Annotated in this window: 18 protein-coding genes; 14 read left to right on the top strand and 4 right to left on the bottom strand. The window is 53.9% G+C overall.

Features of this window, described 5'->3' with window-relative positions:
- The first annotated feature begins 18 nt into the window (after positions 1 to 18).
- Complete coding sequence (locus tag DCC81_RS01405; protein WP_108684807.1) at positions 19 to 657, top strand: LysE family translocator; 639 nt, start codon at positions 19 to 21, stop codon at positions 655 to 657.
- A gap of 123 nt (positions 658 to 780) precedes the next feature.
- Here the strand turns inward: DCC81_RS01405 and DCC81_RS01400 are convergent, their stop codons facing one another.
- The 4 genes from DCC81_RS01400 to DCC81_RS01385 form a co-directional block, all read right to left on the bottom strand.
- On the bottom strand, positions 781 to 1818 hold the full coding sequence (locus DCC81_RS01400; RefSeq protein ID WP_108684806.1) for a 2-oxoacid:ferredoxin oxidoreductase subunit beta: 1038 nt from the start codon (positions 1816 to 1818) through the stop codon (positions 781 to 783).
- A gap of 48 nt (positions 1819 to 1866) precedes the next feature.
- Positions 1867 to 2211 (bottom strand): carboxymuconolactone decarboxylase family protein, encoded by a 345-nt coding sequence (locus tag DCC81_RS01395; protein ID WP_108684805.1) that lies wholly within the window; start codon positions 2209 to 2211, stop codon positions 1867 to 1869.
- A 258-nt stretch (positions 2212 to 2469) separates the two neighbouring features.
- Positions 2470 to 4218: an N-acetylmuramoyl-L-alanine amidase family protein gene (locus DCC81_RS01390; RefSeq protein WP_108684804.1), complete on the bottom strand. Its 1749-nt coding sequence runs from the start codon at positions 4216 to 4218 to the stop codon at positions 2470 to 2472.
- Positions 4219 to 4329: 111 nt separating this feature from the next.
- On the bottom strand, positions 4330 to 6123 hold the full coding sequence (locus tag DCC81_RS01385; protein WP_108684803.1) for an acyl-CoA dehydrogenase family protein: 1794 nt from the start codon (positions 6121 to 6123) through the stop codon (positions 4330 to 4332).
- Between the two features lie 77 nt (positions 6124 to 6200).
- Here DCC81_RS01385 and DCC81_RS01380 point away from each other — a divergent pair, with 77 nt between their 5' ends.
- The 13 genes from DCC81_RS01380 to porG all read left to right on the top strand — a co-directional run bounded on the left by DCC81_RS01380 (position 6201) and on the right by porG (position 17762).
- Complete coding sequence (locus DCC81_RS01380; protein ID WP_108684802.1) at positions 6201 to 7007, top strand: alpha/beta fold hydrolase; 807 nt, start codon at positions 6201 to 6203, stop codon at positions 7005 to 7007.
- A gap of 9 nt (positions 7008 to 7016) precedes the next feature.
- The gene (locus tag DCC81_RS01375) at positions 7017 to 8162 is read left to right on the top strand and encodes a glycosyltransferase (RefSeq protein WP_108684801.1); all 1146 of its coding nucleotides are present in this window, start codon (positions 7017 to 7019) and stop codon (positions 8160 to 8162) included.
- A gap of 18 nt (positions 8163 to 8180) precedes the next feature.
- Positions 8181 to 9272: an ABC transporter permease gene (locus DCC81_RS01370; protein WP_108684800.1), complete on the top strand. Its 1092-nt coding sequence runs from the start codon at positions 8181 to 8183 to the stop codon at positions 9270 to 9272.
- 100 nt (positions 9273 to 9372) lie between these two features.
- Complete coding sequence (locus DCC81_RS01365) at positions 9373 to 9813, top strand: hypothetical protein (protein WP_133177497.1); 441 nt, start codon at positions 9373 to 9375, stop codon at positions 9811 to 9813.
- A 119-nt stretch (positions 9814 to 9932) separates the two neighbouring features.
- Positions 9933 to 11015: a glycosyltransferase gene (locus DCC81_RS01360; RefSeq protein ID WP_108684798.1), complete on the top strand. Its 1083-nt coding sequence runs from the start codon at positions 9933 to 9935 to the stop codon at positions 11013 to 11015.
- Positions 11016 to 11052: 37 nt separating this feature from the next.
- Positions 11053 to 11415, top strand: coding sequence for a gliding motility protein GldC (gene gldC / locus DCC81_RS01355; RefSeq protein WP_108684797.1), 363 nt, complete (start codon positions 11053 to 11055; stop codon positions 11413 to 11415).
- Between the two features lie 40 nt (positions 11416 to 11455).
- Positions 11456 to 11908 carry a GatB/YqeY domain-containing protein gene (locus tag DCC81_RS01350; protein WP_108684796.1) on the top strand — a complete coding sequence of 151 codons (453 nt, stop codon included), beginning with the start codon at positions 11456 to 11458 and terminating at the stop codon, positions 11906 to 11908.
- A gap of 193 nt (positions 11909 to 12101) precedes the next feature.
- Positions 12102 to 12665 (top strand): CvpA family protein, encoded by a 564-nt coding sequence (locus DCC81_RS01345; protein WP_108684795.1) that lies wholly within the window; start codon positions 12102 to 12104, stop codon positions 12663 to 12665.
- Between the two features lie 109 nt (positions 12666 to 12774).
- A complete protein-coding gene (locus DCC81_RS01340; protein ID WP_108684794.1) occupies positions 12775 to 13536 on the top strand; it encodes an alpha/beta fold hydrolase in 762 nt (253 codons plus the stop codon).
- A 153-nt stretch (positions 13537 to 13689) separates the two neighbouring features.
- Positions 13690 to 14349 (top strand): CBS domain-containing protein, encoded by a 660-nt coding sequence (locus DCC81_RS01335; protein WP_108684793.1) that lies wholly within the window; start codon positions 13690 to 13692, stop codon positions 14347 to 14349.
- Between the two features lie 68 nt (positions 14350 to 14417).
- Positions 14418 to 15824 carry a POTRA domain-containing protein gene (locus DCC81_RS01330; protein WP_108684792.1) on the top strand — a complete coding sequence of 469 codons (1407 nt, stop codon included), beginning with the start codon at positions 14418 to 14420 and terminating at the stop codon, positions 15822 to 15824.
- A 71-nt stretch (positions 15825 to 15895) separates the two neighbouring features.
- On the top strand, positions 15896 to 16789 hold the full coding sequence (locus DCC81_RS01325; protein WP_108686432.1) for an NAD kinase: 894 nt from the start codon (positions 15896 to 15898) through the stop codon (positions 16787 to 16789).
- A gap of 106 nt (positions 16790 to 16895) precedes the next feature.
- Positions 16896 to 17762, top strand: a complete 867-nt coding sequence (porG, locus tag DCC81_RS01320; RefSeq protein ID WP_108684791.1) for a type IX secretion system protein PorG — start codon at positions 16896 to 16898, stop codon at positions 17760 to 17762.
- Positions 17763 to 17821 lie beyond the last annotated feature (59 nt).

Genomic DNA, 17821 nt, shown 5'->3' with positions numbered 1-17821 from the left:
AATTTTTGGAATAAGAGCATGATAGCAGCGATTTTAGCAGGTTTGGCACTGGGGTTGTCATTGGCCGTTTCTGTGGGCCCGGTCATCTTTGCCATCATCAAACATAGCATCAATAATGGTTTCAAGGCCGGTATCGCTTTTGTGCTTGGTGTTTCCTTCTGCGATATTTTATACGTACTGGTAGGCAACCTGGCCTCCTCTTTTATTGATAACCTGGAGGCTTACCAGGATTATATCGGCATTGGTGGCGGGGGCTTGCTCATTGCCATGGGAGTATACGGGCTGTTGTTTAAAAAAGTAAAGATCAGCACCGGTGATGAAAAGCCCGAGACCTTTAAAACCCACCACTATGCAGGCATCTGGCTCACCGGCTTTTTAATGAATGCGCTCAATCCCGGCGTGATCATCTTCTGGCTCACCGTGTGCGTAGGCGCCGGCGCTACTTCCCGTTCCCACCGCATCATTATGTTTGGCGTATGCCTGGCTTTTGTATTGGCCACGGATGTGCTCAAAGTAGTAGTGGCGGATAAGATCCGTCATAAACTCACCCTTAAAACCGTAGAGTTGTTGAATAAAATTGCCGGCATCAGCATGATCGTATTTGGTATGGTGCTGCTGTACAAGGTGATCTTTGATGTGCAGATGACAGGGCATTAGGATTAAAGGTTAGTTCCGCTATAAAAAAAGTCGTCGCTCCGGTAAGAAGCGACGACTTTTTTTATGGGCTAATTATTGGCAAGGATAACCTTTGCTAACCATTAACTATTAACCTTTAACCGGCTACTTAATTTCCCAGGTCTCATTACCAGCCAGCAGCTTGTCCAGGTCACCGTTGCCGCGGCGGGCAATGGCATCGTCCAGTTGGAGCTGGAGGCTGTCTTCGTAGCAGGCACGTTGTGTGGCATAGAACACGCCGAAGGGACGGGGGAAGTGGCCGATCACGCGGGGATCGTCAAACAAACGCACCAGTACCTGTGCCTTGTAGAAGTCTGCCTCGTCGTGGATCCACAGGTCGTCTGCCGTGTACTGGCCGTCTGCCAGGCTTACTACTTCGGGGCGGAGGCCGTTGAAGCGGATGCCTTTGTCTTTGTTGGCGCCAAAGATCATAGGCTTGCCTTGTTCTACAAACAGGGTTTCTTCCGCCTTGCTGCCTTTTTCGGTGAATATTTCAAAAGCGCCATCATTGAAGATGTTGCAGTTCTGGTAAATTTCCAGCAGGGAGGCGCCTTTATGGGCGTGGCTGCGTTTCAGCATTTCCTGCAGGTGCTTGGGATCGCGGTCCATGCTGCGGGCAATGAAGGTAGCGTCTGCACCCAGGGCCAGGGCCAGGGGATTGAACGGGTGGTCAATGCTGCCCATGGGCGTGGATTTGGTTACCTTGTTCTCTTCAGAAGTGGGTGAGTACTGGCCTTTGGTAAGCCCGTAGATCTGGTTATTGAAGAGCATCACATTCACGTCAAAGTTGCGGCGCAGCAGGTGGATGGTGTGGTTACCACCGATGGACAGCCCGTCGCCATCGCCGGTCACGATCCACACGCTCAGTTCGGGGCGGGTAGCCTTGAGGCCGGAGGCAATAGCGGTGGCACGGCCATGAATGGAGTGCATGCCATAAGTGTTCATGTAATAGGGAAAGCGCGAAGAGCAGCCGATACCTGATACGATGACAATATTTTCGCGGGGAATGCCCAGCCCGGGCATAATGGTCTGTACCTGTTTTAGTATAGAGTAATCACCGCAGCCGGGGCACCAGCGTACTTCCTGGTCTGTTGCAAAGTCCTTGGCCGTTAATGTCTGCGGAGCGATAGTAGCTGTTGACATTTATTAAACGATTGGTGGTCTGTTGAAAATAGTTCGATTGGTTCTTGTTTATTGTGCCAGCAGCGCTTCCCAGTATTCGGCAGCGCGGCGGGTATGAGGGATCACGATGGTGCCGCCTACGATATTGGCTACGGCAAAGATCTCATACATTTCTTCCGTGGTAATACCCTGTTCGTAGCATTTACCCAGGTGATATTTGATGCAGTCATCGCAACGCAGCACCATGCTCGAGACCAGGCCTAACATCTCTTTCACCCTGGTGCTCAGCGCACCTTCCATGTAGGTATTTGTATCCAGGTTAAACAGGCGGTTGATCACCTTGTTCTGCTTACCGAGGATCACCTCATTCATCTTTTCCCGGTAGTCGTTAAATTCCTTGATCTGGTCGGCCATGTGATTTCAATTTGCCGGTCCGGTAGACCGGGTTGCAAAATTAGGCTATTCGCCTCATAATGCACAATACGCAAATATAAACAAAACCCACCGGTTTGGTAGAGTAATGCCTATAACTATTGGTTATCCGGCATAACGTGCCGGATGGGAATGGCTGCCCGTGGCCCGCCCTGAGCGCGAGTTTACAGCGGTGCCGGCCACGTTTTGTAAGATAGGAAGATTACTGCGGACATGAACTGATAAAAAACAGGAAGGATATTAATGCCGGGCACACTCATCCAGGAAATCCTGCAGGCCCTGCACCAGCTTCTCCACCAGCAATTTGCGATAGCTGGGATCCAGGACCAGTGTTTCATCGTCCGGGTTGCTGATAAACAGGGTTTCCACCAGGATGTTGGGAAACTCCGTAGGCTGTACCAGTGCGAAATTAAAGCGGCCATTGTTCTTGAAATCCCGCAGGCCCAGTTGCAGCAGTTGCCCATGAATGGCCGCTCCCAGCGGCTCGCAGAAGGGCTGCTTGTAATAAGTGGCGGTGCCTTTTATGTCCACCGGGTTAACGGAGGAGTTCAGGTGGATGCTTACCAGCAGGTCGGGGTTGCGGCTGCGGAAATTGAGCACCCGGTCATCGTTATTCACAGACTGGTCACCGGTGCGGGTCATGAGAATGCTGGCCCCGCGCCGGGCCAGGGTATCCTGCAGGCCCAGGGCCAGCAAAATGGTGATGTTCTTTTCAAAATTGCCGGTAGGCCCCATGGAGCCGGGATTGCTGCCCCCGTGACCGGCATCAATGGCGATGGTAAGGTGGGAGAAATCTAATGCGGCGGGCTGGCGCTTCACGCGGATAATGAGGCGGTTATCCTCGTAGTAAATTTTGTATCCCCAGGGCTGGGCATGGGCCAGGGGCAGGGAAATGCGGGTCACATTGGCCGAAGGCTGCTGCAGGAATGGCTGCCGGATCTCCTGGGTGCCCGTACTGTCGTGGAATACCGTGCCTGGCGCCAGGTAAGTATTGTATACATCCACCTCTACGCGGCCCGGCCCCACATGCTGGGTGCTGGTGTAAGGCAGTTTTTCATCCAGCTGGATAGCGGCATAATCATACTGCGCATCCGACCAGGTAACCGGCTGCTGCACGGTGCTCACGGGGGTGGGAGCGGCGAGGGACAGGGTGTCTACAAGGGGTTCGGGGATAAAGGCATACTGGCCAGGGGCCAGCATTACCCGGTAATAGTCATTCTCCCGGCCTACGATCTGCAGCTGCACATCCCGGTCCAGGAAGCCCATCCGGTCCGGCCCCAGCCGGTCCCCGTCCGTCGCGGAAGTGAGATAGCACATATCGTCAATGGTGCGCCCGTACAGGTTTTTCTCCCGCATGAAGCGGTAACGGTAGGCGCTTTCCCGCACGGCAGTATTGCCCTGTGGATCGCGGAGCACTACTTTCAGTTTATTGTTCAGGAAGGAGTCTGCCGCCTGGATGATGTAGGCGCCTTCATAGTAGCCAGGTATGCCCCCGCTACGGCTGGCGGGGAGCTCCTGCAACGGCTCCCCGTTGATCCAGGTGGCCTGGCAGCCCGGCAGGCCTTTTACCCTGATGCGCAGGGTATCCCCTTCGCTCACCCACAAATTGCCGGCAGGCGAGATGCCCATATAATCCACGCGGAGTGCGCCGGTAGCCACCGGCGGGGGTAGGGGCGTGTAATAGTAATAAATGGTCCTGGATGCGCTCCTGCCCAGGGTATCTGTGCAGCGCAGGGTATACACATTCTGCCCCTGCTTCAGGTTCATGGCCGTGGCAAAGGCGCCGGTGGGATATACGTGTATGCTATCATTATTGAGCCACAGGCGGCAGCTGGGGCACACATGCCCCGAGAGGAATTGCCGGGGCGTGGTTACATTCACCCGCTCCCGGTTGCCCTGTACCAGGAAGATGTTTGTCTGGGCAAATGCAGGCAATGCGGCCATTGCCGCTATAACGGTAAAGACTATACGTTGAATTGATCGCTTCATGGTTTCCGGTCGCTGCAAGGCGGTTACTGTATCGTGAAGATAACTAATCCCCTAAAAAAAATGCCGGAAGCCCTAAAGCTCCCGGCACTTGTTGTATGGCATGCAAGCTCTTTATAAGAAGTATTTGCCGCTGGCGATCATCTTATCTGCTATGCGGCGGCGGGCGTCCTTGGTGTTGTAAGGATCGGCCTTGGTAAAGCGTTTCAGGCCCAGCAGCATCATGCGTTGCTCGTCACCTTCTGCAAAGGCGTTGATGGCATCTTTACCGCTTTTATTGATCTTATCAGCCGCGTCGTAGAGGTAGGTGCGCACAATGTCTGCCTGGATGGAAGTAGCCGCTTCCCCCTGCTGGTCCTGCAGCTTCCGGAGGCGCAGCAGGGCGCTTTCGGCTACAAAGGTTTCGATGGCCATATCGGCAATGTGCATGAGCAGCTCCTGCTCATCGCTGAGCTTTTGCATCAGCTTCTGGGCGGCGGCGCCGGCCACCATGAGGATGGCTTTCTTGAAGCTGGCAATGAGCTTTGTTTCTTTGGCAAAAGGCGTATCATCATCGCTGCCAAAATCGGGGATGCTCATCAGCTCTTTCTGCACAGCAAAGGCGGGGCCCATGAGGTCCAGTTTCCCTTTCATGGCCCGTTTCAGGGTCATATCAAGGGTAAGCAGGCGGTTTATCTCATTGGTGCCTTCAAAAATGCGGTTGATGCGGGAATCGCGGTAGGCCTTGGACACTACATATTCATCGCTGAAGCCGTTGCCCCCGTGGATCTGCACGCCTTCATCCACCACGTAATCCAGTACTTCAGAGCCGTTCACTTTCAGTATGGCGCATTCCACGGCATATTCCTCCGCGGCGCCCAGCAGGGCGTCTGCAAAGGGTTTGCCTTCTGCCAGCAGTTCTTTTTCTTTCAGGTCAATGAGGTGGGCTGTGCGGTACAGGGCGGCCTCGCTGGTCCAGATGCGGATCACCATTTCAGCCAGCTTGTGCTTGATGGCGCCAAAGTTTGCGATGGAGGTTTTAAACTGCTCGCGGGTGATAGCGTATTGCACGCTGATATCGGCTGTTTTCTTGGCCCCGCCCAGGGCGGCGGCGCACAGTTTCAGGCGGCCTATGTTAAGGATGTTGAAGGCAATGAGGTGGCCTTTGCCAATTTCGCCCAGTACATTTTCCACGGGCACTTTTACATCCTGGAAGTAGATCTGGCGGGTGCTGGAGCCTTTGATGCCCATCTTGTGCTCTTCTGCGCCCAGGGTAAATCCGGGCGTGCCTTTTTCCAGGATGAAGGCGGTGAATTTGTCGCCGTCTATCTTGGCAAACACGGTGAACACGTCTGCAAACCCGGAATTGGTGATCCAGGCCTTCTGCCCGTTGAGGATGTAATATTTGCCGTCGTCGCTCAGTTTTGCATTGCTTTTAGCGGCCAGCGCATCTGAGCCGGAGCCGGGCTCGGTGAGGGCGTACGCGCCTTTCATTTCACCGGTGGCCAGCTTGGGAATATATTTTTGTTTCTGTGCTGCTGTGCCAAAATAGAGGATAGGCAGGGAGCCAATGCCGGTATGGGCGGCCATGGCCACGGAAAAGGAGTGGCCCGCACCCAGGGCTTCGTTGATCAGGGTGGCGGTTACAAAATCCTTACCCAGGCCGTTATATTCTTCCGGGAAGGCGGCGCCCAGCAGCCCCTGTTCCCCCGCTTTTTCCAGCAGGGAGGGCATCAGGCCTTCTTCCAGCTTATCCAGCCGATCCAGCAGCGGTGTTACTTCCAGGTTGATGAACTGTTCAGCCATCTCCTTGATCATGCGCTGTTCTTCAGAAAATTCTTCGGGAATGAAAGTGTCGGAAGGCGCAGTGGGCTTCACTAGAAATTCGGCTCCTTTCAGGTGGGTTTGTTTATCAACGGTTGCGTCCATCGCGTGGAAGTTTTAGTGTACTCCCAATTTACTTAAGTTTGGTGCAATTGGCAAAAGTTGTTTAAAATTGCGGGCCTATGCAGAACACGGACTTCCAGCTCACGTACGGCCCCCATGATTTTCACGGCATCCGCACCGGAAATGGGCCTGCTTTGCTGGTGTGCCTGCACGGTTTTGGGGAAAGCGCTGCACACTTCCTGCCATTGGCCAAAGGCCTGGGCCACCGGTTTACCCTCGTGGCCATAGACCTGCCACTACACGGTACTACGCAATGGAGCAGCACCGCGCCCATGACGCAGCAGGACCTCAAGAACATCCTGGAATTATTACTGCAGCAGGAGGGCTTTACACGTTTCAGCGTGTGTGGCTACAGCATGGGAGGCCGCGTGGCCCTGTGTGCCGTGGAGTGCATGGCGGACCGCATAGACCATGTGATCCTGCTGGCGGCAGATGGGCTGCACCGCAATCCCTGGCATGTGTTTGTAACACAGACCCGTGTGGGTAACCGCATTTTCCACTACCAGGCCCACCACCCGCTGTTCTTTTTCCGGGTGCTGCAGGCGGCGCGCAAGTTGCACTGGATCAATGAAAGCATTTATAAATTTGCCTACCACCGGATGAACACGAAGGAGAAGCGCTTGCAGGTATACAACGTATGGACTACTTTGCGCCGCATGATGCCGGACCTGCACAAAGTGGCAGTGCAGATGCAGCGCTATCACATCCCATTGCTGCAGGTGTTTGGGCGGTACGACCGCGTGATACCACCGGCCTTTGCGGAACGCCTGGCCCGGGCGCCATTCCCGGTTACCACGTTGGTAGTGGATAGCGGGCATCAATTAATTAAAGGATCGCTGGGGCATACGATCGATGATAACTTGTAGGAACAACACATGTACATATTACTTGGAATGATCATGGCCCTGGGGCTGGTGTATGGCTTCCTGCTGGTGCGCTACCGCTACGGCTGGCGCCAGCTTACCCAATACCCCCTCACGCCGGCGGCGCCGCCCTACCGCACCAAAGTGTCTGTGATAGTGCCGGCGCGCAATGAAGCAGCGAATATTCCCGCCCTGCTGCAGGCCTTTATGGCACAGGACTATCCGCAGGAGCTGGTGGAATTTATCATCATCGACGATTTTTCTACGGACGATACCGCAGCCCTCATCCGTGCATGCCCGGCGCCAAACGTGCGCCTGCTGCAGCTTTCAGACCATTTCAGCCTGGCCCAGCGCCTCAATTCCTACAAGAAAAAAGCCATTGAAACCGCCATTGGTATTTCCACGGGTGCATTGATCATAACTACAGATGCAGACTGTGTAATGGGGCCTAAATGGATCGCCACCATCGTGAAATGTTATGAAGAAGGTCAGGCAAAGTTCATTGCAGCACCGGTAGCATTCCACCAGGAAAATAATTTCTTCAAACAGTGGCAATCCCTCGATTTCCTGACCATGCAAGGCATCACCGGGGCCGCATCTGCCTTGCGTTCCGGCAGCATGTGCAATGGGGCCAACCTGGCCTATGAAAAAGCAGTGTTCTACGAAGTGGATGGCTTTAAGGGCATAGACCACCTGGCCAGCGGAGATGATATGCTGCTCATGCATAAGATCTTCAAAGCATACCCCGGTGGCATCACTTACATTGCCAGCCGGGATGCCATCGTATATACGTTGCCGGTAGATAACCTCAAAGACTTTATGCACCAGCGCATCCGCTGGAGCTCCAAGGCCGATAAGTATGACGATAAGCGCCTTACCCGGGTGCTGGCCGTGTTTTATTTTTGGAATGCCTGCATGGTGCTACTCCCGGTGGCGGCTATTTTTATACCCGCATTGTGGCCCTGGTGGCTGTGGATGATGGTGTATAAACTGCTGGTGGAGCTGTATTTCATCATCCCTGTGGCCCGCTTTTTTGACCGCAGTTTCCTGTTGCGCATTTTTGTGCCGGGCCAGCCTTTTCACATGCTCTACATCCTGGTGGCGGGCTGGCTGGGCAAGTTTGGTACCTATGAGTGGAAGGGCCGCAAGGTGAAATAAAACTGTTATCTTGATCTTATGAATAATACGGCTGGTCGTACTTCCGCTTGGCAAAGGCTGCTGCGCAACAGGGGCGCGGTGGCGGGCCTTTGCGTGATAGGGCTGGCCATCCTCACCAGCATTTTTGCGTACTACCTGGCGCCGGACCCCACGCCCAATGCTAACCGTATGACGCTGGAAATAGGAGGCGCCCGCCCGGGTTTTTCCGTGGCCATGCTGGAAGTGCCACGGCAGCCCGCCCCCGCGCCGGTGGGCTTTTTTGAAAGACTGGTCAACGGTGCCCCCGCAGCAGGCATTTACATTCCCATCAAAACATATTCACTCACCCGGGACAGCCTCGTGGCAGAACGTTATGTAGACGAGACCACCACGGCCCGGGAAGCCTTTGCGTGGAGCGCCCTGCAAGCCACCCCGCAAACGGCCGCCGCGCGGGTCTCACGGCATACCTACTGGCTGGGCACCGACCGTTTTGGGCGCGATATCCTGAGCCGCCTGATCGTGGGCACGCGGGTAAGCCTCAGCGTGGGTTGCATTGCAGTGCTCATTTCCCTGACCATCGGGGTGCTGCTGGGCGCCATGGCCGGTTATTTCCGCGGGTGGGTGGATGAAGGGGTGATGTGGGGCATGAACGTGATCTGGGCCATTCCCACCTTGCTGCTGGTATTTGCCATTACCCTGGCATTGGGCAAGGGGTTCTGGCAGGTGTTCATCGCAGTAGGCCTGACCCTGTGGGTGAGCGTGGCCCGCCTTATACGGGGGCAGGTATTGGTACTGCGGGAACTGCCTTTTATTGAAGCTACGCGGGCGCTGGGTTTTGGCCATGCGCGCACCATCGGGGTACATATCCTGCCCAACATTGCCGGGCCGGTGATGGTGGTGGCGGCGGGCAACTTTGCCACGGCCATCGTGGTAGAGGCGGGCCTTAGTTTCCTGGGCGTGGGCGTACAGCCTCCCCAGCCTTCCTGGGGGCTGATGATCAAGGAGAACTACAACTTTATCATCACCCATAACCCCGTGCTGGCGCTGGCCCCGGGCATTGCCATTATGCTGCTGGTGCTGGCTTTCAACTTCCTGGGCAATGGCCTGCGCGATGCCCTGGATGTGAAGTAAGTGACCCGGATATTTCACTTTGTTTGTATTAATAAAATATCTAATTTTATTGTCTCACAGCATTTGAAAAACCATATCGTCACGTATTCAAACCTCTACCATGTCGCGTATCCTTATGCGTTCCCTTTGTTTCCTTTTGCTGGCGGCAGGCCTGCTCACGGCTTGCAGTAAAAAGAAAAGTGGCAACGGCCCCGCAAAGCCCCAGGAGCAAGGGCTGGTGGTAACCCTCACGGATGTATCTGAAACCACGCCCACGGCGGCTCCCGGCGCCAGTTACCCCTTCTCTGTGAATGTTACTTCCACCATGCCTGCGCAGGGCGTAACGGTAACCGTGGAGGTAAAGACCCAGGCAGGCACGGTAATTCCCCAGCCGCCCATGCCGCCGCAAACCGGTACGCCCATCCAGGTAACGCTGGTGGACCTGCCGGAGCTGAAAACGTGTACAGTGACCATTACGATTGCTTCCGTAAATGATCCGGAGAAGAACTCGGTAACGAAGACGTTTGTGATCACGAATAAAACAGATGGGCCGGGGAACTGACCGGCTTTTAATATATTTCCCGAAATACCTGAAAAGCAGTCCACTACCCGGGCTGCTTTTTTTAATGCGAGCCTATTTGAAAATTGTGGCTTAGGTTTGCATCCACTGAATCTGGATCTATGAGAATGGCAGTTATGGCGGCAGGGCAGTGGACAGACGCACCTGCGGATTCCGGTAACCTTGTCCGTGAAATACTATGGAGGCTATGCCAGCAGCACCCTTCCTCCACATTTTTGTTTATCAGTAAAAAGACCTTCGATGGCAATGACCTCCCGGCCAATGCGCAACCCCTGGTGGTATCGCCCATCCTGAATAAATATTACTGGGAGGAGTGGCAATTACCCCGGGCCCTTAAAAAGGAAAAAGTGGACCAGCTGTTGGTGATGAATGACTGGCCCCCGGCCAAAGCAAAGATCCCTGTGACCTTGCTGATCACCCACGGGCGCTGGCTGCAGGGGGCAGATGCAAAGCGCGTGGCAGAACTGACGCCCCGGGTAAAGCAGCTCCTCGTATTTTCTGAGACCCTGCGCGATACCTTCCTTTCCCAGGCATCGGACCTTGCAGGGAAGACCGTGCTGCTGCAACCCGGGCAGGATGCTGGCTACGACCCGCTCGAGTGGGACGAGCGGCAGGTGATAAAGCAACAACATGCAGGCGGCACGGAATATTTCCTGGCCACCGGCAGCATAGACCCGCGCAATAATACGATGCCCCTGCTCAAGGCATATTCCGTGCTGAAAAAACGCCTGCGCAGCAATGTGAAGCTGATCCTGGCCGGCGATGTGACCGCCGCCGGCAAGGAAGTCACAGACGCGCTGACCAGCTACCGCTTCCGGGAAGACGTGATCTGGATACAACAGCCAGACGCCGCTACCCTGGCCAGTTTAACGGCCGGCGCCTATGGACTGGTGTATACCAACCGTCATGATGGCCTGGCACTGCCCATTTACCATGCCCTGCACTGCAAGGTACCGGTGGTGGCATTTGATAGCCCCGCTGCGCGGGAGGCCGGCGGCCCCGCCGTAGTGTATGCCGATCCTGCCCACGCAGACGACCTGGCAGAAAAAATGATGCTGCTCTATAAAGATGAACGGCTGCGGGCCAGCCACCTGGCTGCAATTCCCGCCACCGCGCACCTGCCAGACTGGGATACCGTGGTGACGGCCGTGGGCAAAGCCCTGGGATTGCCCGTTTCTGCCTGAGAAGCGCTACCTTTACGGCCTTAATTTTAGCAACAACATGGCAAAGACTTCTACGATCCAGATAAAAGTAGGCCTGGACGATCAGCGTGTTCCTGAATCCATTGAATGGAACGCCACTGATACGGCCCAGGAACGCATGAACAAGGCAAAAGCAATGATGGTGGCCTTTTGGGATGCCCAGGAGAAAACCGCGCTGCGCATAGACCTGTGGACCAAGGATATGATGGTGGATGAGATGGCAGAGTTTTTCTTCCAGAGCATGATGACCATGGCCGATACCTTTAAACGTGCCACCCAATCCACTCCCTATGTAAGCCAGGCGGATGATATCCGCGATTTTGCCCGTGAGTTCAGCCGCAAATTCATTGAAACACAAAAGAAAGAAGAGCAACAGAAATAGCCGCTAACCCATTAAATTAGGGGCCTTTAAAATTATTACCATGTCATTAGAACTAGATATCAACGGCGCTATTAAAACCGCCATGCTGGCTAAGCAAGAAGCAGAACTGCGCGCCCTGCGTGCCATTAAGGCCGCCATCCTGCTGGCCAAGACCGCAGAAGGCGCCACCGGCGACCTTACCCCCGCAGACGAAATAAAGCTGCTGCAAAAGCTGGCCAAACAACGCAAAGACTCCCTGGAAATTTTCCGCCAGCAAAACCGGGAAGACCTGGCTAAAAAAGAAGAAGAGGAGCTCGTAGTGATAGAGCGCTATCTGCCCAAGCAGATGGATGAAAGCGAGATCCGTGCTGCTATCAGTGCCATCATAGCACAAACCGGCGCCACTTCCCCCGCCGATATGGGCAAGGTAATGGGCGTGGCTACCAAGCAGCTGGCCGGCCAGGCGGATGGTAAAGTCGTTTCGGGAATTGTGAAGGAATTGTTAGCCAAATAATATAACTTGTCGCACGAAATGGCGGCAGTACACGCTGCCGCCTATAACCTGACTGAGAGAGAACCAATGTAGCAGGAACGCCTACCTCCAGGCATTTTGTTCCGCAGCTGCTGCTTATGCCGGGCGCCTGGATGCCCCGGAAATCACAGCAATCAAAAAAAGAAGACACACCAATCACCGGCTCGTAATCCTTATGACCATTGACATCATTTTTGCGATCATCCTGGTTATTGCTGTTTATAAAGGTTTCACCAGAGGCCTCATTGTAGCGGTGTTTTCTTTCCTGGCTGTGATACTGGGTATGGCAGCCGCACTGAAACTCTCTGCGGTAGCCGCTTTGTACGTGCAGCAGCATTGGGATGTACATGCCCGCTGGGTGCCGGTAGCCTGTTACATAGCCCTGTTCATCGGGGTGGTGTTGCTGGTGCGGCTGGGTGCCACGGCGCTGCAAAAGGTGGTGCAACTGGCCATGCTGGGCTGGGTAGACCGTTTGGGTGGCATTGTGTTGTATGTAGGCGTGTATACCATCGCGTATAGTGTGCTGTTGTGGATCGCTAACCAGCTGTACCTGCTGAGCCCTGCCACTAAAATGCAATCCGTGGTATATCCCTGGATTGCCGGCTGGGGACCTTGGGTGATAGACCTGCTGGGCAGGCTGTTACCGGTGTTCAAAGACGCTTTTGCACAACTGGAGCACTTTTTCGACAATGCGGCCCACCACATCCGCGACCGGCAACTGCAGCCGGATGCCTCCTGAAATGAAAGGACACAGGTTACATTAATTTTATATATCGTGTTCAATTCAAAGGGTATTTGAATTAATAAAAAGATTTATTTTAGCACAAAATTGACTTCAAGCTTTGGCAATGGATTACGAAATCAAAACAAAAGGGAAGTTTAGTTATATAGAAGAAGGTGAAGGAGAGCCGCTGGTACTGCTGCATGGATTGTTCGGGGCCTTGAGTAACTTCCAGGACCTCATTGAGCATTTCCGCAGCACCCATAAAGTAGTGGTGCCTTTATTGCCCTTATTTGATCTGAATATCCTCGATACTACGGTAGGCGGGCTGGCTAAGTTTGTGCATAAGTTCATCGAAACCCAGGGCTACACCAATCTCCACCTGCTGGGCAACTCACTGGGCGGCCACGTGGCGCTGGTGTACCTGCTCAAGCACCCGGAAATTCCCACAAAATCACTGATTCTCACCGGCAGCTCCGGCCTGTTTGAAAATGGCATGGGCGAAACCTACCCGAAAAGAGGTGATTACGAATACATCCGCAAGAAAACAGAACTCACTTTCTACGATCCGGCCATGGCTACCAAAGAGCTGGTGGATGAAGTGTTTGAAATAGTGGGCAACCGCCTTAAAGTTATCAAGGTGATCGCCCTGGCCAAATCCGCCATCCGGCACAACCTGGGCGAAGAGCTCAGCACCCTGACCTTGCCGGTATGCCTGATCTGGGGAAGGAATGATACTATTACACCGCCCATGGTAGGCGAAGAGTTCCATAAACTGCTGCCCAATTCAGAACTGCACTTCATTGACAAATGCGGCCACGCGCCCATGATGGAAGTGCCGGGAGAATTTAACCAGATCCTGGGCGCATTCCTGCAAAAGCTCAAATAACACGGTCAGCGTGCGGGAATGCCATGGCATAGCAGCCGTTTGATATTACACGAACGGTACATCTTTATTACAGGAATGATCGTTAATTTTAGGTAGAGGCAAGGGATCACCACCAAGGTCCTTATTTGGAATATTCTTTGTTACTGATAAGATATGCTGACCAGGGAACTTATATCAACGGTAGTACCGGTACTGCATCCGATGGATACAGGCGCGAAGGCCATGCGGCTGATGGGTGAATTTCACCTCACGCAACTGCCCCTGGTAGTGGATAACAAATACCAGCAACTGGTGGAAGAAGACGATGTGATGGATTGGGAAGATCCCGAAATGCTGCTGGAAACCATAGAAGACAACAGCTTCAAACCTGCGGTGAATGAACAGGCCCACCTTTTTGATGCCCTCAAGGTTTTCTCTGATTTTAAATTGACCGCACTGCCCGTGATCACCAAAGAAGGTGATTACCTGGGCGTGATCACCCGCGACAGCCTGCTGCTGGCCATGGCCGCCTACAATGGCGTGAAAGAGCATGGCGGCATTGTAGGCCTGGACATGGAGCCCCGTGATTACAGCCTCAGTGAAATAGCCCGCATCGCGGAATCCAACGATGTGACCCTCCTTTCCGTAAATACCCTCACCATCCCCAACGGTCGGCTGGAAGTGATGCTGAAAACCAACCGCCAGGAACTTTCCGGGCTGGTAGCCACTTTTGAGCGCTTCAACTACAACATCAAATACCTCTTCACCGAAGAACAAGGAGAAGACCTGCTCAAGAAGAACTATGACCTCTTCATGAACTACATGAGCATGTAGGAAGCCAGTTTCCCCAAAGCAATTCCGCTGATGTTGGAAATTGTTTTTTGGAAATTATATTTTTGGGAATGCGCAACCTACAACGATTTCTTTTCCTGTTACTGCTGCCGGTAGCCGCTGCTGTACATGGCCAGCCTGGCCCGGAGCCGGTAAAGGATACCGGGTATCTTGTGGTACGCCGCATTATTATCGAGGGCAATATCAAGACCCGTACCTCCATTATCCTCCGCGAACTGAGCACCGTGCCCGGTGATACCATCTACCTCCGCGACCTGGCCCTCACGCTGGAAGACCGGCGCAAGCAACTGCTGAATTTATCCCTCTTCCTCAATGTGACGGCCAATGTGAAGAACTGGCGCGGTAATGAGGCAGACCTGGTGTTTGACGTACTGGAACGCTGGTACGTGATCCCGTTTCCCATTTTTAAACTGGCAGACCGCAACTTTAACCAATGGTGGGTGGCGGAGCATCACGCCTTTAACCGCGTGAACCTGGGCCTCAAGGTAACCCAGAGCAACCTCACCGGCCGGGCAGACCGGGCCTCCCTGGGCGTGCAGCTGGGGTATACACAGAAACTGCTGTTCTCCTACAACCTACCTTACATCGACAAGCGTTATCATAACGGGCTGGGGTTCAACTTTTCATTTAGCCGTAACCGTGAGATCAATGACAGTACGGATTTTAACAAGCAGCTGTTTTATAAGAGCCGCGACTTCATTGAGCACCAGTACATAGCCGGCATCGTATACAGCTACCGCAAGGCCATCAGGGCCCGGCACCAGGTGATGCTCAATTTTTACCATGAAGACCTGGCCGATTCCGTGGCCACGCAGCACCCTGGCTACCTGGGGCAAGGCAGGAGCCGGGTAAATTACCTGGAGCTGGCCTACCAGTTCACCTACATTGATGCAGACAGCTGGAAGTACCCGCTGCGGGGCCGCCAGTACCAGTTTTTGCTGAGCCGGCGTGGCATTCCTCCCCTGGACGATATCAGTGACTGGCAGGTAAGGGCCAAGGCAGTGCGCTACTGGCAGCTGGGCCGGCGCACCTTTGGGGCGCTGGGCGTGCGCGGCCAGGGCATGCTGCCGGAGCAGCAACCCTATATCAACATCAGGGCGCTGGGGTATAATGACGATTTCCTGCGTGGCCTGGAATATTACGTGGTGGATGGCACCAGCTTTGCGCTGGCACAAAGCACCTTCCGCTATGAAGCGTGGAACTTTAACGTGCACCTGCCCATTGTGCCGGGTAAGTTTAACCGGGTGCCTTTCCGCATTTTACTGAAAGCCTATGGCGACATGGGCTACGTGTACAACAAATTCCCCGGCAACGGGATGCTTAATAACCGCATGCTGTACACGGCCGGGGCAGGGGTGGACATTGTTTCCTTTTACGATACCTGTCTCCGGGTGGAATACAGCATCAACCAGTTAGGGCAAAAAGGGCTATTTTTACACACAAAGATCGATATGTAGAACGGTGGTGTTTCGCCTGCGGCGGAATGCCATTAACACCAGACAGGAACGCCTGCCAAAAGAAAACGCTCATGCAAATTGCGCTTTACAGCCGTGGATTTATTACAGAAGAAGTGGACAACGTACTGCTGCTATTGGCGGAGTTGGACAATCACGCCATCACGCCCATCGTGTTTGAACCGTTTTACCAGACCCTGAAACCTTATCTTCCCTACAAGAAGGAACTGGAAACCTTTTCCTGCGCCGGTGACCTGAATGGGAAAATAGAATTTCTCATCAGCCTGGGCGGGGACGGTACCCTGCTGGACACCCTTTCTTACGTGCGCGATACCAATATCCCTGTGCTGGGGATCAACTTTGGCCGGCTGGGATTCCTGGCCAGCATTGGCAAAGACGAGATATCCGCCATGGTACAGGCTTTGCTGAACCGGACCTACGTGGTGGATAAACGGAGCCTTCTGCACCTGGACGCCAATATTCCCCTGTTTGGCGAGGTGCCGTACGCCCTCAATGAATTTACTATCCATAAAAAGGATACCTCCGCGATGGTAAAGATCCATACGTACCTGAACGGGGAATTCCTCAATACCTATTGGGCCGATGGCCTGATCGTGAGCACCCCCACCGGCAGCACCGGCTACTCCCTGAGCTGCGGTGGCCCGGTGGTGTTTCCCGAAGCAGGCAGTTTTGTGATCACCCCTGTAGCCCCGCACAACCTGAACGTACGCCCCCTGGTGGTGCCGGACAATAACATTATTTCTTTCGAGGTGGAAGGCCGCAGTGACCAGTTTATCTGTACCCTGGACAGCCGCATGGAGATCATAGACAGCGCGGTACAACTGGCGGTGAAGCGGGAAGATTTCACCCTTAGCCTGCTCCGCCTGGACGACAGTAACTTCCTGCACACCCTGCGTAATAAGCTGCTGTGGGGCATTGACGCCCGGAATGCGATCGGTAACCGGTAAAAACCCTGCACTCACAAATGAATTAATAAAATATTTAATTCATTTATATACATTTGTTTATTCCATAATACCAAAACGGCACTTCCTGCGTTTTAGTAAACTAGTTATGCGTATATCGACTTTTTCTCCCGGACGGTTCCTGGTATGGCTGCTGCTGGCGGCCGGTTTTTTTGTAGCAATGCCTGCCCAGGCCCAGAATGAGTTGTCTTACACCGGCGAGCTTGGATTTTCCGTGGGTGGCGCCCATTACTTCGGGGATCTTAATCCAGACTTCCACCTCAATTCCCCCAAACCCTCCATAGGCGTGTATTACCGCCGCTATATGAACGATTATATCGGGGTGCGCGGCCAGTTCCGTTTTTTGCAACTGGGCTATTCCGATGTGCATAACCGCAATGACTTTGACCACCGCCGCAACCTGAGTTTCAATACGGATGTGGTGGAGTTTTCCCTGCAGGGCGACTTTAACTTTTTCCGTTTTGAGCCGGGCAGCCTGGCTTACCGGTTCTCTCCTTACCTCACCGGGGGGCTGGCCATGTTCCACTTTAATCCTTACGCTTACCTGGACGGGCGCAAATATTTCCTGCAACCCCTGCATACCGAAGGCCAGGGCAGTGCCATGTACCCGGACCGTAAGCCCTACGGACTTATCTCCGCGGCTTTCCTGATAGGGGGTGGCTTTAAGTATAATATTTCCAAAAAGGTGAATGTGGGAATGGAATGCCTCTACCGCTTCACCCAGACAGATTACCTGGACGACGTAAGCTCCACCTATGCCGCGGCAGCGGCCTTTCCTCCCAATAAAGACGGGTCTCCCTCCGTGGCCTACCAGCTCCAGGACCGCTCCGGCGCCTATGGCGATCCCATCGGCTATCCCGGGCGCCAGCGGGGTAACAGCCGGGACAAGGACCAATATCTCACCCTGGAATTCACAATTGCGATTTTATTTACCTCCTACCATTGTAAATTCTAAAAATCCCATCGTTATTTGTGTGTGATTAATCGGGGAAACTCCGGGTTCCGCCGATTCTA

Origin of the sequence: Chitinophaga parva, assembly GCF_003071345.1 — a bacterium.
GTDB lineage: Bacteria > Bacteroidota > Bacteroidia > Chitinophagales > Chitinophagaceae > Chitinophaga > Chitinophaga parva.
Note: the sequence above shows the minus strand (reverse complement) of the source record. Positions and strands in the feature narration are given on the sequence as shown.